Origin of the sequence: Paenibacillus sp. CFBP13512, assembly GCF_005233705.1 — a bacterium.
GTDB lineage: Bacteria > Bacillota > Bacilli > Paenibacillales > Paenibacillaceae > Saccharibacillus > Saccharibacillus nuruki.
The window spans coordinates 36,117-51,066 of the sequence record NZ_QGAD01000013.1 but is presented as its reverse complement, the minus strand read 5'-3'; the positions used below and the strand labels follow the sequence as shown (position 1 = coordinate 51,066).

Sequence of the window (14,950 nt, the reverse complement as noted above, 5' to 3'; positions counted from 1 at the left end):
ATCATTATATATACTAAGATGTATACCTACTAGACTCCACTCTCTATAATTTATCTACTAAATTAGTATATAGCAGTATAAGAAAGTATATCGTCGAAAAAAAGAGTATAGATGGTAAGACATGCTAGTTAGGAATTGTATTTATATAGGCAATAATGACTTCACATGATATAATATGTATTATTGTCTGCGGCTTTTTTCCTAACTGTAACAGCATCCGGTCGCACACATTTTAGGTTATTTAGGGGGTTTTTGAATTGTTTGCCAAACGCCTCAAACTACTTCGCAAACAGCGAAATATGTCGATGAAGGAAGTTGCAGATCATGTAGGAGTAGCTAAGAGCACATACGCAGGCTACGAGTCCGGATACAGACAACCCACTTTGGAAACGATCCAATCTATTGCTAAAAAATTGAGTACTACTTCTGATTATTTGCTCGGTTTGACCGAAGAATATGATCCTACTCAACAAAATACGAATGCACGTGAATTTCTCAACTATACCCAGCTTCATTGGGATGGTGTGCCACTTGAAGAAGAAGATCTTCAATTGATTCGTCAACTGTTAGAGCGTGTAGTAAGAGATCGTTCCCATTCCCAGTGAAATTTCCATTCTATTTCTCATGATTAGCGCTGATCGAGCGTAAGAATATTCAATCACGATCTACAACCAGAGCTCTCCAATTTTCGCTGATGATTATGGATAGATGTCCTGATCCTCATATCTGAATACAACAGCAAAAAAACCGACCCTGAAGATACACTTCAAGGTCGGTTTTTGCTATATAGGTTAGAGATAAGAATTAAGATTGAGTCGCGATAAAGTGATCACGAAGCAATGCTGGACGACCCATAGAATGGTAATCAAAGCCTGTTTCTTTCACACGTTGCGCGCTATATACATTACGTCCATCTACAAGTACAGCTTGATTCATAACAGCTTCTACTTCTTTAAGATCGATATTCACGAACTCGCCCCACTCGGTTAACAAGCAGACTGCATCACAACCACGAGCGGCTTCTAAAGCACTTTCTGCGAAAGTAATCGATTCGTGATCATATTCACGGCGGAAGTTTTCTGCGGCTACTGGATCAAATACTTGTGGTTTTGCACCGAATTCTACTAATTTCGGTACGATCTCCAATGATGGTGCTTCACGAATATCATCTGTATCTGGTTTGAATGCTAGACCCCAGACAGCGATTTTTTTACCTTGTAAAGTACCTAATGCTTCTAACAACTTATCAACAATTCCCCAACGCTGTGCTTGGTTGACTTCAACTACAGATTTCAGTAATTTAAAGTCATACTCTACATTACCTGCGATTTGGATCAAAGCATGCGTATCTTTCGGGAAGCAAGAACCACCGTAACCGATACCTGCATTCAAGAATGAAGGTCCGATACGACGATCCATTCCCATTCCTTTGGCAACTTCATCAACATCTGCGCCAACTTTATCACAAATGTTAGCAATTTCGTTGATAAATGAAATCTTGGTTGCAAGGAAAGCATTGGATGCATATTTGATCATTTCAGCACTACGGATATCTGTTACTACTAGATTTTCAGTCAAAGGACGGTGCAATTCAAGTAGCAAGTCTGCTGCTTGTTGTGTCTGTACACCAAGTACTAGACGATCTGGGTTGAATGCATCTTTAACCGCAGAACCTTCACGCAAGAATTCTGGAATCGAAGCTGTATCAAAAGGTTGATCGGTTAAAGAAGCAATAATGCTATTTACGCGCTCATTGGTTCCAACAGGAACTGTACTTTTCACTGCAACGACAGTGTAGCCTTTCATGGAAAGTGCAATTTCACGAGCCGCCGCTTCGATATATTGTAGATCTGCTTCACCGGAAGGAAGTGGTGGAGTACCTACTGCAATAATCACGAGATCCGATTCGGATACCGGTCCACTCAAGTCCGTTGTAAATGTTAATCGTCCTGCTTCTACATTCTTCATCATCATTTCTTGAAGACCTGGTTCGTAGATCGGGATGCCACCATTTTGCAACGTCTCGATTTTAGAAGCAATTTTATCCACACAACGTACGTTGTTTCCTATTTCTGAAAAGCAGACACCTGATACCAAACCTACATAACCTGTACCTATTACAGTAATATTCATCATTACCACTCCTGTTCCTTATTTGTAATTTTATATTTCAAAACAGATTGAGTATGTTATTCCTAAACTCTATTCATCTATCCCGTAGTTCAACCGATATAGTATTTATAAGAAATTGATTCATTTGTCAGATTGACAGATTCAATCTAGTACGGATTCAATCTATGATTGGACAAATACTTTTCAATCTCATTCTATATTTGGAGGCTGACCATTATGAGATATCAAACCAATCCATCATTTGCAAAAGGATGCCTATGGGGCACTGCACTTTCACTATTATTATGGGGTGCTATCGTCTGGATCGTTATGCACTAAGTTCAGACCACTTTTACATGTTGTAAAAGATTTTGAATATAATCTGCAATTTCAACTAAAGTAGAACTAGATCGTTCATTTATGCTTAACCCTTTGCCTGTTTGTGCATCATGACGTTGACCTATTTCGTCTTCTGTTGATAATGTTAACTGCTGAATCTCTTCCCATGACATCAAGTACAATGGATGGTCGCTAGGAACAGCTGCAATCGTATGACGATCTTCATAAAAATGACTGCGATTAAGCAAAATGAGTGGCTTTGCTAACTCGATAGCTTCACAGACGGTACCCCAACCTGGCTTAGTAATCACCAGATCGGCGGCAGCTACATAATTCTGTGATTCGGTGTATTGATCAGGAATCTGTACAACATTGGGATGGTCAATATCCATATTGGACGATACGATAAATACGCATTGTTCACTATCCCACAGTTCCATCGTTGACCAATGATCCACCTGTATACTACGACCTAAGCCGAAAAAGATAATTTTACGTTGCCTGGTCGGATCTAATTCTGTACGTATACGCTCGACTTCCTGAAGATCAGGTTGTCTGCAAAAGAATCCAGTATCTATTCGGCATTTGCGTCCCCACTCGGGTTCAGCACAACCGGCTAGACTGATAAAATGATCCATTTGAGCATAAGCGGCACGCAATGTATTTAAATCTGACTTTTCCAACATATCTTGATAAGCGGTGTACCAGGTAAAGTTCGATATGCCTAAAGACTCTATACCTGCACGCTGTGCGGCGACAAACGGAATCGGTGAAATATCACTGATCACCAGTTGCACCTTAACTCCAAGTAAAAATTGCTGTTCTTGAGTAACTCTTTCTTCAAACAACGATATATCGAGGTTATATTGTTGTCTAAGGCTCTGTATATCTGCTGCAATTGAATCGTGTTGTAACACATAACCGGTATCAGAAAATATACTTCTAAATTCAATACGATGATCATTGCTGATCCATGGCAACATTTCTTTTTGTAATGAATCGATTAAAAACGGTAATGCTTTGCCGCAATTAACGATTAATCGGATAGGTTGATCATGATGTCGCTCTAGTACCGTGCGGATAATTGCGATACTTCGCGTGGCATGTCCATATCCGTAATCTGAAATGTAATAACAGATGGTGATTAAATCTTCATGCAGTTTTGTTCGATCTCTTCCCATGAATGGAATAGCTCCACAATTTGATCGTTCTGCGCATTAAAGCCCGTTTGTACAACGATCACTTCTAGATCCTTCACTGCACGGATACTATGAAGTGCTTTGACTGGAATATGCAGTACGTTCCCTGCTCTTACCCGCATCATGTTACCATTAAGAACAAATTCGCCTTCGCCTTTAACCACTGTCCATACTTCTTCGCGATCCGTATGTGACTGATAGCTCAAGTTCTTACCTTCTTGTAGACCGATACGCTTCGTTAATACACAGCGTCCGTCTTCATACTTCTGATCATCCAATACAACAACCCAGCCCCATTGACGCTCTTCATACATAGGACCTTGATCGAAATTCACTAATTCTTTCAAACGTGGACTGGATGCTTTGTCAGATACCAGAATACCGTCCGGGCTTACAGCAACAACAACATCTTTCATACCTAGAATCGTAACAGGTACGTTTGTTTCGTTAACCAAATGCGTATTTACACAGTCTTCACTGATAATACCGCGTCCAATTTGTACGCTGCTCATTTCCTCGGTCAATGTATTCCATGTACCCAAGTCTTTCCAGTAACCGGTATATGGAAGAGCAATAATATTTTTAGCTTGCTCGACAACTTCATAGTCAAAACTGATTTTTGGTAAACGGTCATACTGTTTAAGGAATTGCTCATATTGAATTGGTAATCCTTTTTCTTCAAGTAAGCTAATCAGATAGCCTAGTTTGAAAGCAAATACACCACAGTTCCAAAGTGCATTTTCTGCAATTAATTGTTCTGCATACTCTTCAGTCGGTTTTTCTTGGAAACGGCTTACTTTGCGAAGACCGGTTTCTGTCGTTTCACCTGACGGAATAATATAACCATATTTAGAAGAAGGATATGTTGGTTCTACACCGATTAGTGCGATATCTGCATCGGATTCTTGTAGTGCCATTTCCATACTTTTTACTGTGTCAAAAAACATATTGTCTACATAAGGATCAACTGGCAAAATCGTAATGACTTCATCCAAGCTGACACCTTCTATGGAATATAGATAGGTTGCTGCAAGTGCTATAGCAGGAAACGTATCTCTTCGTTCTGGCTCAATAATAAGAGGTACATCAGCACCGACTTGACTCCGCATAATCTCGACTTGAGATTGACCGGTTGCGATAAGGCTAGATTCGCTTAATCCACAAGCATCCAATTGATTCCATACACGCTGAACCATTGATACCAGTTCACCTTGTTCATTTTCCAGTACTCTCAAAAATTGTTTTGATCTTGCATCGTTAGACAGAGGCCATAAACGCTTACCTGAACCTCCAGATAAAAGGATAAGTTTCACTCCAATCCCTCCCATTTCTTTTTTTAGTATGTTACGGATGGTTGGTCGTTCAGACTATATTTATCTTGATTCAGAAACCATAGTTGTGGACGGGGACTGTGTCGCCATGGATAACAATAGCTGACGATATTTTTCCAGCGATACATCGCGGCGTAAATATTTTTCCAGATAGTCCCGGCCATTTTGACCGATCGCTTGAATTTCTTCAGCATCCATCTCATACAGACGACGAAGTTGAATTGCAATATCCTCATAATTTTGAGGTTCTGCTACAAGTCCACAAGCGCCTTCTACGATCAGACGATGAGCTTCACTACCTGATTCCAGTACACCCAGTACTGTTTTACCAGCCGCCATAACGCCGTAGATTTTACTTGGAACAGAGACCCCTTTGATGCCTTTCTGATTCACGACCAGATGAACATCAGCTGCATTAAGCGAATATTTCAAATCCTCTTTCGGTTGGAAAGGGAGAAAACACACTTGACCGGATTCTTCGAGTCCATGTTGTGCTGCATACTCCTGCATCTTTTTCTTTACCGCACCTTCTCCGATAAAAGCAAAGACCAAGTTTTTGCAATCTTTCAGAACCGGTATAATCGTCATTAGATTTTCTAGATCATAATAAAGACCTAGATTACCGGAGTACATTACAACAAATTTATCTTGCCAGCCATGATCGGCGATAAACTTAGCGACTCGTGGATGATGTTTATCCAAAGGAACGATTTCTTCTTCATTCGTCCAATTGTTAATCACTGTATTCTCGATATGCTTGCGTCCACCAAAGCGATTCACCAATGTTTCTTGCATGTCTTTACCTACGGTGATAATATGATCCGCCATCGAGCAGTTGATATTATCAATCGCACGCGCTACATTAAAAATCCATTGTCGCTTCGTGTAACCGACAGCTTCTGCTTGTTCAGGGTTGAAATCCTGAATATTATAGATATGTTTGGAACGTTTGAATAATTTACCGATGGTACCGATCAAACCGCCTAGTACTGGTGGTGTAGAGATCGTATAGATAAAGTCTGTATTTTTTTGCTTCAATAACAAGTAAGTCGCATAGAAGAAGTACGTCGAAATATACTTGATCCGGCTGAACTTACTTTGCTTATCCACCTCAGGAAGACGAATACGGATCACTTTAATATTTTCAAGATGATCGGTAATATAACGTCCTTTTGCTGCGGCTTCGCCTCCATACCCTGGAGGACATTCTGCAATCACTGTAATATCAAAGTCATGTTGTAAGTACAGACACAACTCGGTTAATAATTGTCCCGTTGATGCATAATCGGGATAAAAGTAGTTAATGACAAAAACTATTTTTGGTTTCACATTCATCCCTCTTTTGTCTATAGGACTCATTTGGTTTATTTGATACGGTGTACTTGAGCAATCGGTGTAACTTGATGTTCTGTCGGTACTTCTTCAGCGAAACGATGCTTGTGAAATGCAGCCGGAAACCCGATATGCACTTCATTCGCTGGAATGTCTTTGAAAATCGTACTTCTTGCTCCTGCAACACCTAATTCATGAATCGTAACGCCTGGATAGACAAATACGTCGCTTGCTACCCATGCACCATCTTTAATATGAATAGGCTTTGTAATTAATCCGAACGTTGGATCATTGAGCTTATGACTACCTGTACACAGATAGGAATTCTGGGAAATCACACAATGGCTGCCGATGACAATCTCATCAAGACTGTAAAATTCAACATTGTCGCCGATCCAAGAATACTCTCCGATCGTAACTTTCCACGGATACGTGAATTTAGCAGATGGACGAACATGAACACCTAGTCCAAGCTTCGCTCCAAAGCTATTGAGAAGAAATCTTCTCCAGTTATACATATTGTGTAGGGAGAAACGGAATAACGTTCCTTGTACAAACCACCACAGTAGACAATAGAGTCCTGATCTTCCGCGTGAATACTCTTCTTGTGAATATTGATCCAGTCTGATCTTTACCATCTTCATCCCTCCTTCCTGCTTATTTCATTGAGGTGGATTCCGAATAGACGACTTTCTCTTTGGTACCACCGCTGATTGCACGATTCAGTACTTTATCCAATTTGCCAGCCACGACTTTATGAGAACAATCGCTGATCAACCATTGCATCGCACGAGCTGGATATAGACTGTATTGTGCTGGATGACGCAAGATTTCGTTGATTGCTGCTGCTAATTCTTGTGCACTATCATTACCATAGGTGACAAACATATTTTGGTTAATCAGATTAATATCAGATACACCGGAAGTTAGAACCAACTTACCGTATTTGATATATTCGACCACTTTAGAAGGGAACGAACATTCACTGAACAGAATCTTTTCACGTTGTGTATTTACAAATAAATCCGCTTGTTCCATCAATGCAGCATAATCGTTATCATCCAGAAAACCATGGAATGTGATATTAATACGTGCATTAGACTGACTTGCGATAAACTGTTTTACTTTTTCTTCTAATGGACCATAGCCTGTAATATCTAATTGAATCATGCGCTCAGTGTTCACATGGGGGAGCGCTTCAAGCAGAATTTCGATACCACGGTCGTAATCCAGTCGTCCAGAGTACACCATACGAAATGCTCGATCGGCTGTACCTAGATTCACTTCCTGCACAGGTTTGAGCTTTGCAGGATGAACCGTACCTCCGCGGACAACTGTGTAGTTATCCGTGCGAATTCTTTTCTTGAGTACAGATGTAACAAGTACAGCGCCATCTAACAATTTGTTAGCAAATTTCTCTACCATGACGGTTAGCTTTTTGTAGTACTTATTCGTTTCTGTAACAGCATAGATTCCATCTTCATACTCAACGATAAGAGGTACACGATATAGCATTTTGAACAACATCGCTGGTAACGCTGTTTCTAAGCGATAATTGTAGAAAATCACAGCACGTGATTCACCTTTATACGCCCGATTCCAACGAACCAGTTGAAAGAATGTCGTAAATAGTGTCAAAAACAGACTGATAAATTTCGCATCTACGGTTGCCGGATAAATGACTTCACTTCGATGTCCAATCGAATAACGATCTGCGCTGAAAAAACGAAATGTATTCTTTTTGAGTAGCAATGGCGAGATCACCGTAATCTGGTTATCGCCTTCCTCCAACGCATGCAAGATACAGTCAATTTTTTTATTGCCTGCCGTATGCTTTGAGCTATATCCCCTTTTCTGGTGCAATTGCTCGTCCACGTAAGGGGCTACGTAAGCGATTGACTTCGTTTCCATGGAGTTGTTCACCACTCTTTAATTTTTGTTCTGAAGCTTTAACATCGAAAAACATTAACATGACGAACAATGGCTGAAAGATCATGTTTTCCGTTGAAAATACAATGATCAGTGCAATAAAAATCAGTATGCTTTGAAACACACTTCCAATCGCTCGCTGTAATCTTGAATAATAATAAATCAGCATAATCAGTAGTAAAGGTAAGCCAAATTGATAACCAAAGGTTAGTAGTGAGTTCGATGAATCTCCGATCCCATACCTTTCCATCAGTACGCTATTGTTCTGGAAGCCCCAACCGACTAGCGGTTTCTCTATCATCAGCTCCAGATTCGATGTAGTATCCAATGATCGACGATCAAACGATTGATTGCCATCTTGAAACTTATCTGCAATAACACCGCTTTGACTTTCAAAATAAATGAGCGGAATTAACAGCAACAACGGAATAATGAGCTGTGTCATTTGCTTGCGTTTACCGCTACGGATTAGATAAGCGAAGTAGATCAATCCGCAGATCATATATCCTGAAGTGGACATCGTTGTAAGTAATGTGCCGGTAACGAGAATCAATTGCCATTTGGGCAGCTTCCGGTTGGTGAACAGCATCAGGAAAATGCCCAAATTCAGAAAGACTTGAAAAGCACCAGGTTCCCAGAAGATCCCCTGATTTCGTGACATATTCCAATTCCCATATACATAAAATGGTGTGATTCGATAAACACCGTTCCACACATCCACTGTTGGGAAAGTAGATCTTACAAATTCAGGGCTAACCACACCCAAAGCGTAAAAAGGTAAACTTAGTAATGCTAACGCAACGATAATCCACTGATAACTTTTACCAGCCTGATGAATATCCAGTCGATTGATAATCATAAAAATCGCTAGAATTTTCAGGATCAATCCACCATAGCCCCCGATATTATCGCGGTACAATAATAGATTAAATAAGATAAAAGCTAAGATGACCATCAAAGTCAAAAAGTGCTTGGGTTCTATTCGCTTCGGAAAGTAGAATACTACCGCTGTTGCGAACAGAATCATAATAAAGAGGGAATAATACAATTTGCCGAATAACACAGAACCCGACGTGATCACTATAAGCACCATCGTGATAAAAATGATAAGCTTATTCTTAACTGTGATATCTATTTTTGGCGACAAAGCCTGTTCATTCAGCATATTATTCCACTCCTTCCAAGTGCTTAATGACTTTAGCCGGTACTCCAGCAGCAATACAATTAGGGGGAATCGAGCTAGCGACAATACTGCCTGCTCCGATTACACTATTGCGACCAATAGTTACTCCTTTGAGTACAATCGCATTCGCACCCACCCATACATTATCTTCAATGATCGTATCGGCTTTACTCACATCTAGCGGATTTTTGTTGAAGCGGCGATTCTCTGGCTTAATCGGATGAAAATCAGTATCACTGATCTGTACGTTTACGCCCAGCATCACTTGATGACCGATACTTACACGCGATACGGCACAAATGCTCGCTCCGCTGATGCCTACATCATCGCCGATCTCAATCACTGCTCCTTCTGCAAGGGTACGAATCACTGTACGATGATTAAGACCTATCGGATTGCTATAATCCGATGAACACAAAATAGCGTTATGTCCGATTCGAATCGAGCTTCCCTTTTCTCGATCCACAATCGGCATTCCTACAGCGATCAAGTTGTTACCAAATTGAATCTGCTGTTCTTTCAGCATTCTCCGGGTGAAGACGGTAGAACACTTTTTAGCTATTTTGCGTTTGAAACGTATAAAGCTTGTGATCATACCGTTTCCCTAACAAAGAATCGGTTATAGAAATCAAATGTCCGCTTGGTGTTCTTACGCGCATCGAAGTTCTCTTCTGCAAAAGCCAATGCATTTTGAGAAAGCTTCTCGTACAATGCTTTGTCTGTACCGATCTTAACCATATAATCTTCCATCGCTTTGTGATTACGATCCTCGAACAGGAAGCCTGTTTTGTTATGAAGAATCAGTTCATTCGGTCCACCAATATTGGTAGCAATCGCTGGTTTCTTCATCGAGGCTGCTTCGATAATACTGCGTGAAAAGTGAGGTTCTACAAACGGGCACATCATCACATTACTTGCGGCAATCAATTGCGGTACATCATCACGGAAAGCCAGTGTAATGATCTGATCATTTCCTTTAGCTTCTGCCATAACTTTGTCTTCATACGCATTATTTTTATTAAAGTAAAATCCACCAACGATCAACTTGAAGTTTGGATGATCTTTGCTGATTTTGTTAAATGACTTCACCAGATCCAATACTCCATTGCCTGTTACTACACGACCAATGTACAAAAAGACGATATCGTCATCGTCTATACCGAGTTCCCGACGAACAGGAGTCCCGTTTACATCTGGATTGTAGGTTCCAAAGTCCACGAAGTTGTATACGACTTCTAATTCTTTACCATTACTATCCACCGTCTCGGAATCGAACTGATCGATAGAGATATAACCGTCTACATATTTGTGATTCATACGCTTCAAGATATTTCCGGCAAATGAGTTCAACAGCGGTTCACGTACGTGACAGACCACTTTAGTATCTGGAGATACTTTTTTGACGGCTTTTGCCACTTGGAACAAACATGTGCTGTTCAAATGAACGATATCTGGTTTGTATTTACGAATATATTTTTTAGCTTGAAAATAAGTTGGTAATGCTCCGATCAGATTACGAATAAACAACTTCGGTCTCATGCCAGAAACTGTTGATCCGTGGAAAGGAAACATACCTTTAGCCACTTCTACAGGTAATCCACCGGATTCCAACAGTTTTACTGCCGGGCCATTGCGAATCGTTAGCACGTGTCCGTCAAATTTGGTCTTATCCAGATGACTAATGAGATAAGTCAGACTTTTCGGTGCTCCGCCCATGAATCCTGAATGATGGACATATAGTACTTTTTTCATCAGCTCTTACCTCCTTATGTCTGTGATTAAAATGCTTTGAAATACGAAGTGCTCAAGTTTTTCGGAAAAGGTACACCACTTCGTGAACAAAATCGTTCTTGTCGTCGCTTGTTGTTATCGACTCCTTTGATTTCCCGCTTTGCGGTAAGGACTCGATAACAAAGGCGAACGCTTCGCTCTTTCAGAATGATTTTGTACCCTTCGTTCCGACGCTTGTCCTATACTTGAACACTTCATTTCAAAAATGATTTGTAAGCAAGATATAATATCGGTCTGCATGTGAAGCAAACCCTTTTAATGTAGATTAGTTATTGGTTCTGACTTCACGTTTGCCAGGTCTAAGTTTGTTGAAGATGGCGGTGAAGGGAGAGATTAGTGTTTTGGACATCATGATGCCGGATACGCGGGTTTCTTTGAATAAGAAAGTAAATGCGTAACTGGATACGATAAATGCCACTACTGTTCCCATCGCTGCGCCGACTCCACCGAACATAGGAATCAGAATTAAGTTAATTCCGACTTTGGCAACAGCACCCATGACCTGACTGATCAGTTCAAAGCGATATAATCCTTCGCTAATGATCCATTTATTTAAGGCAGCTCTCATAAAGACGAAAAGACATGCCCATACGTGAATCACCAGAATACTGATGGCGCCTGTGTATTCTTGACCGTATAAGATCGAGATCACCGGTTTAGCCATAAAGGTGACGACAATACAGATAGCCAGTGCGAACCAGAACAGCATGTTGTACAACTTTTGCAGCTCGGCTTTGTAAATATCAGGGCCTAGTTGCTTGTTTTTGATCATACTCGGAAAGTACGATGCAGCAACTACCGTCGGTATGACGTACCATACTTCAGATAGTCTAGCGGCTACAGCGTATACTCCAACGGCTGTCTCATTGATCATGTAGTTCAGCATAACCTGATCAATTTTGAGATAGATGATCGTGGAGATTCCGGCTACGATCAAAGGCCATGAGCTATTCATCAACCGTTTACCAAGCGGCCAGTTAAATGACCATTTGGTAAATTGAATTTTGTTTCCCTGTGTGAATAGTAGGAAAAGAAATCCAAGAATTAACTCTAGTGCATACGAAACGGCGAACCAGATTAGTGGTGCATGCATGACGACAAGCACTATTTTCATAATGGTTGTTAATGCAAAAGCAGCACCTTTGGCATAGACAGCATATTTGGCTTCCACGACTGAATCGAACCACTGGGAAATCACATCCAGCGGTTGAAACAGAAGGTTAGCTGCAATGATGACCATGCTCCACTGTACGACTGGATCTTGTCCAGGCAATGTAAAAGCAGCAACAACGGTAATTGCAAAAGCAATCAATCCACTAAACAGACGTAATAATGAGACTGTTCCGAGAATTTCCGTTTTATTATCAGGGTCTTGCACCAGTTCTTTGACAATAATATTAGCAAGTCCTAATGGAACAACAGCACCAATAATAGTGACAAAAGCAATCGCGAAATTATATTGTCCAAATTGCTCGGGACCCAGATAACGCGCTATCCAGATACTGATGATCATGTTGATCGCAAGTCGTCCGAACTTGTCCATGATCTGCCAGTTGGTATTGAAAAAGATTTTGCGTTTCTCTGGCGTCATCGAAAATTTCTTTCGCATTTTGGCGATCGGGTTAGCCATGTGGTTATCATCTCACTTCATCATTTTGCAAAAGTCCGTGGCAGTAAGTTACCCCTTAACTGATCTTTTCCTACTCGCTTTATGAAAAGAATCGATTAATATACAGGTACTTCTACGGGTCTTCCTGCATGACGTTTAAGATCTGCGTCCACCATGTTTGCTACCAATTGTTTGAAACCAACTTCCAATTCCCAGCCCAATTCTTGCTTCGCTTTCGTGCAATCACCAAGCAACAAGTCTACTTCTGCTGGACGAACAAATTTCTCATCAATAACTACATAGTCTCTCCAGTTCAGACCCACATGATCAAAAGCAACTTGTACTAGCTCTTCAACCGTGTGCATTTCACCTGTAGAGATAACGAAATCGTCCGGTGTATCTTGTTGAAGCATCAACCACATTGCTTTAACATAGTCTCCTGCAAAGCCCCAGTCACGTTGAGAATCCAAGTTACCTAGACGAAGCTCTTTGGCTAGACCCAATTTGATCTGTGCTACACCGTCAGTAACTTTACGAGTTACGAATTCAAGACCACGACGTGGTGATTCGTGATTGAACAAGATACCGGAGCAAGCGAACATGTTGAAGCTTTCACGATAGTTAACTGTGATCCAGTGTCCATATAATTTAGCGACGCCGTAAGGGCTACGCGGATAGAAAGGTGTTGTCTCGATTTGCGGGATAGCTTGTACTTTACCGAACATCTCACTACTGGATGCTTGGTAGAAACGAGCATCTGGCTTAGCAATACGTACTGCTTCTAACATGTTCGTTACAGCAAGTGCAGTCAGTTGACCTGTCGCAATCGGTTGTGGCCAAGAAGCCGCTACGAATGATTGTGCTGCCAAGTTGTATACTTCATCCGGATTAGAAATACGTACCGCTTCGATCAATGAAGCCAAATCCGTCAAATCGCCTGAAATCCATTCGATTTTATCTTGGATATGCGCTACATTTTCATAGTTCGGTGTACTTGTTCTGCGGCGAAGTCCAAATACTTGATATCCTTTTTCTAAAAGCAATTCCGCCAGGTAAGATCCATCTTGTCCAGTAACTCCAGTAATTAGTGCTCTTTTCATAATTAATTCCCTCCACAGTATGTTTTTATTTTTTTAAAATATATTTGAAATGTATGAGTTTAATTTATTGATTTACAGCAACCGTATTACGGAAATCAGCATAGACAGCGCGGATACCTTCTTCTAAAGGAATACTTGCTTTCCAGCCCAATGCGTTAATTTTAGTTGTATCCACCAATTTACGTGGTGTACCATCTGGCACGCTTGAGTTAAATACCAAGTCGCCTTCGTACCCAACAATGTTTTTGATCATCAGCGCCAGGTCTTTGATCGCGATATCTTCACCAACACCCACATTCACGATTTGGTTATCTTCGTAGTTGTCCATTAAGAACAAGCACGCATCTGCAAGATCATCCGCATGTAGGAATTCACGTTTTGGTGTTCCTGTGCCCCAGATTTCAACCGTTGGGCTGTTATTTTCTTTGGCTTCATGAATTTTGCGTACCAATGCTGGCAATACATGAGACGATTTAAGATCGAAGTTATCATTCGGACCATACATATTCGTAGGCATTGCTGAGATAAATCGTGAACCGTATTGACGTTTGTAAGATTCACACATTTTGATACCTGCGATTTTGGCAATCGCATAAGGTTCGTTTGTTGGTTCCAACTCGCCTGTTAGAAGATATTCTTCTTTAAGCGGCTGTGGTGCGAACTTCGGATAGATACAAGTTGATCCTAAGAACAACAATTTCTGTACTCCGTTAAAGTGAGCTGCATCGATAACATTTGTCTGAATCAACAAATTGTCACGAATGAAATCAGCAGGGAAATCGTTGTTAGCCGCAATACCGCCTACTTTTGCTGCGGCTAGGAAGACATAATCAATCTTTTCTTGTTCAAAAAAGCGATACACATCGTCTAGTTTACGCAAGTCCAATTCAGAACTGCTGCGATAGATTAAGTTATTATATCCTTGTTTTTGTAGCGCACGTAGGATTGCAGATCCAACCAACCCTTTATGTCCAGCCACATAGATTTTGGCATCTTTATTCATTAATGTGTCACCTCGTCCTTAT

Annotated in this window: 13 protein-coding genes; 1 reads left to right on the top strand and 12 read right to left on the bottom strand. The window is 40.8% G+C overall.

Annotated features, from left to right (window positions below; all coding sequences use genetic code 11):
• Positions 1-257 precede the first annotated feature (257 nt).
• A complete protein-coding gene (locus tag PaeCFBP13512_RS17390; protein ID WP_083243654.1) occupies positions 258-605 on the top strand; it encodes a helix-turn-helix domain-containing protein in 348 nt (115 codons plus the stop codon).
• Positions 606-804: 199 nt separating this feature from the next.
• On the opposite strand, the gene PaeCFBP13512_RS17385 is transcribed toward PaeCFBP13512_RS17390, so the two are convergent.
• The 12 genes from PaeCFBP13512_RS17385 to PaeCFBP13512_RS17330 all read right to left on the bottom strand — a co-directional run bounded on the left by PaeCFBP13512_RS17385 (position 805) and on the right by PaeCFBP13512_RS17330 (position 14,928).
• On the bottom strand, positions 805-2,133 hold the full coding sequence (locus tag PaeCFBP13512_RS17385; protein ID WP_069329492.1) for a UDP-glucose dehydrogenase family protein: 1,329 nt from the start codon (positions 2,131-2,133) through the stop codon (positions 805-807).
• A gap of 320 nt (positions 2,134-2,453) precedes the next feature.
• Positions 2,454-3,632: a glycosyltransferase gene (locus tag PaeCFBP13512_RS17380; RefSeq protein ID WP_137224872.1), complete on the bottom strand. Its 1,179-nt coding sequence runs from the start codon at positions 3,630-3,632 to the stop codon at positions 2,454-2,456.
• Positions 3,596-4,963 (bottom strand): sugar phosphate nucleotidyltransferase, encoded by a 1,368-nt coding sequence (locus PaeCFBP13512_RS17375; protein ID WP_069329494.1) that lies wholly within the window; start codon positions 4,961-4,963, stop codon positions 3,596-3,598. The genes PaeCFBP13512_RS17380 and PaeCFBP13512_RS17375 overlap by 37 nt, the downstream gene beginning before the upstream one ends.
• A 60-nt stretch (positions 4,964-5,023) precedes the next feature.
• Complete coding sequence (locus tag PaeCFBP13512_RS17370) at positions 5,024-6,310, bottom strand: glycosyltransferase family 4 protein (protein WP_137224870.1); 1,287 nt, start codon at positions 6,308-6,310, stop codon at positions 5,024-5,026.
• 35 nt (positions 6,311-6,345) lie between these two features.
• Entirely contained in the window at positions 6,346-6,951 is a 606-nt protein-coding gene (locus PaeCFBP13512_RS17365; protein WP_083243655.1) for a putative colanic acid biosynthesis acetyltransferase, read from the bottom strand.
• Positions 6,952-6,970: 19 nt separating this feature from the next.
• Entirely contained in the window at positions 6,971-8,224 is a 1,254-nt protein-coding gene (locus PaeCFBP13512_RS17360) for a glycosyltransferase family 4 protein (RefSeq protein WP_137224868.1), read from the bottom strand.
• Positions 8,154-9,407, bottom strand: a complete 1,254-nt coding sequence (locus PaeCFBP13512_RS17355) for a hypothetical protein (RefSeq protein ID WP_069329498.1) — start codon at positions 9,405-9,407, stop codon at positions 8,154-8,156. The genes PaeCFBP13512_RS17360 and PaeCFBP13512_RS17355 overlap by 71 nt, the downstream gene beginning before the upstream one ends.
• A 1-nt stretch (position 9,408) precedes the next feature.
• Positions 9,409-9,951 carry a DapH/DapD/GlmU-related protein gene (locus PaeCFBP13512_RS17350; protein ID WP_161594295.1) on the bottom strand — a complete coding sequence of 181 codons (543 nt, stop codon included), beginning with the start codon at positions 9,949-9,951 and terminating at the stop codon, positions 9,409-9,411.
• A gap of 65 nt (positions 9,952-10,016) precedes the next feature.
• Positions 10,017-11,177 (bottom strand): glycosyltransferase family 4 protein, encoded by a 1,161-nt coding sequence (locus PaeCFBP13512_RS17345; RefSeq protein WP_069329500.1) that lies wholly within the window; start codon positions 11,175-11,177, stop codon positions 10,017-10,019.
• A 304-nt stretch (positions 11,178-11,481) separates the two neighbouring features.
• Positions 11,482-12,846: a flippase gene (locus tag PaeCFBP13512_RS17340; RefSeq protein ID WP_137224864.1), complete on the bottom strand. Its 1,365-nt coding sequence runs from the start codon at positions 12,844-12,846 to the stop codon at positions 11,482-11,484.
• A gap of 95 nt (positions 12,847-12,941) precedes the next feature.
• The gene (gene gmd, locus PaeCFBP13512_RS17335; RefSeq protein ID WP_069329502.1) at positions 12,942-13,925 is read right to left on the bottom strand and encodes a GDP-mannose 4,6-dehydratase; all 984 of its coding nucleotides are present in this window, start codon (positions 13,923-13,925) and stop codon (positions 12,942-12,944) included.
• A gap of 64 nt (positions 13,926-13,989) precedes the next feature.
• Positions 13,990-14,928, bottom strand: a complete 939-nt coding sequence (locus PaeCFBP13512_RS17330; protein ID WP_137224862.1) for a GDP-L-fucose synthase family protein — start codon at positions 14,926-14,928, stop codon at positions 13,990-13,992.
• Between the last annotated feature and the right edge of the window lie 22 nt (positions 14,929-14,950).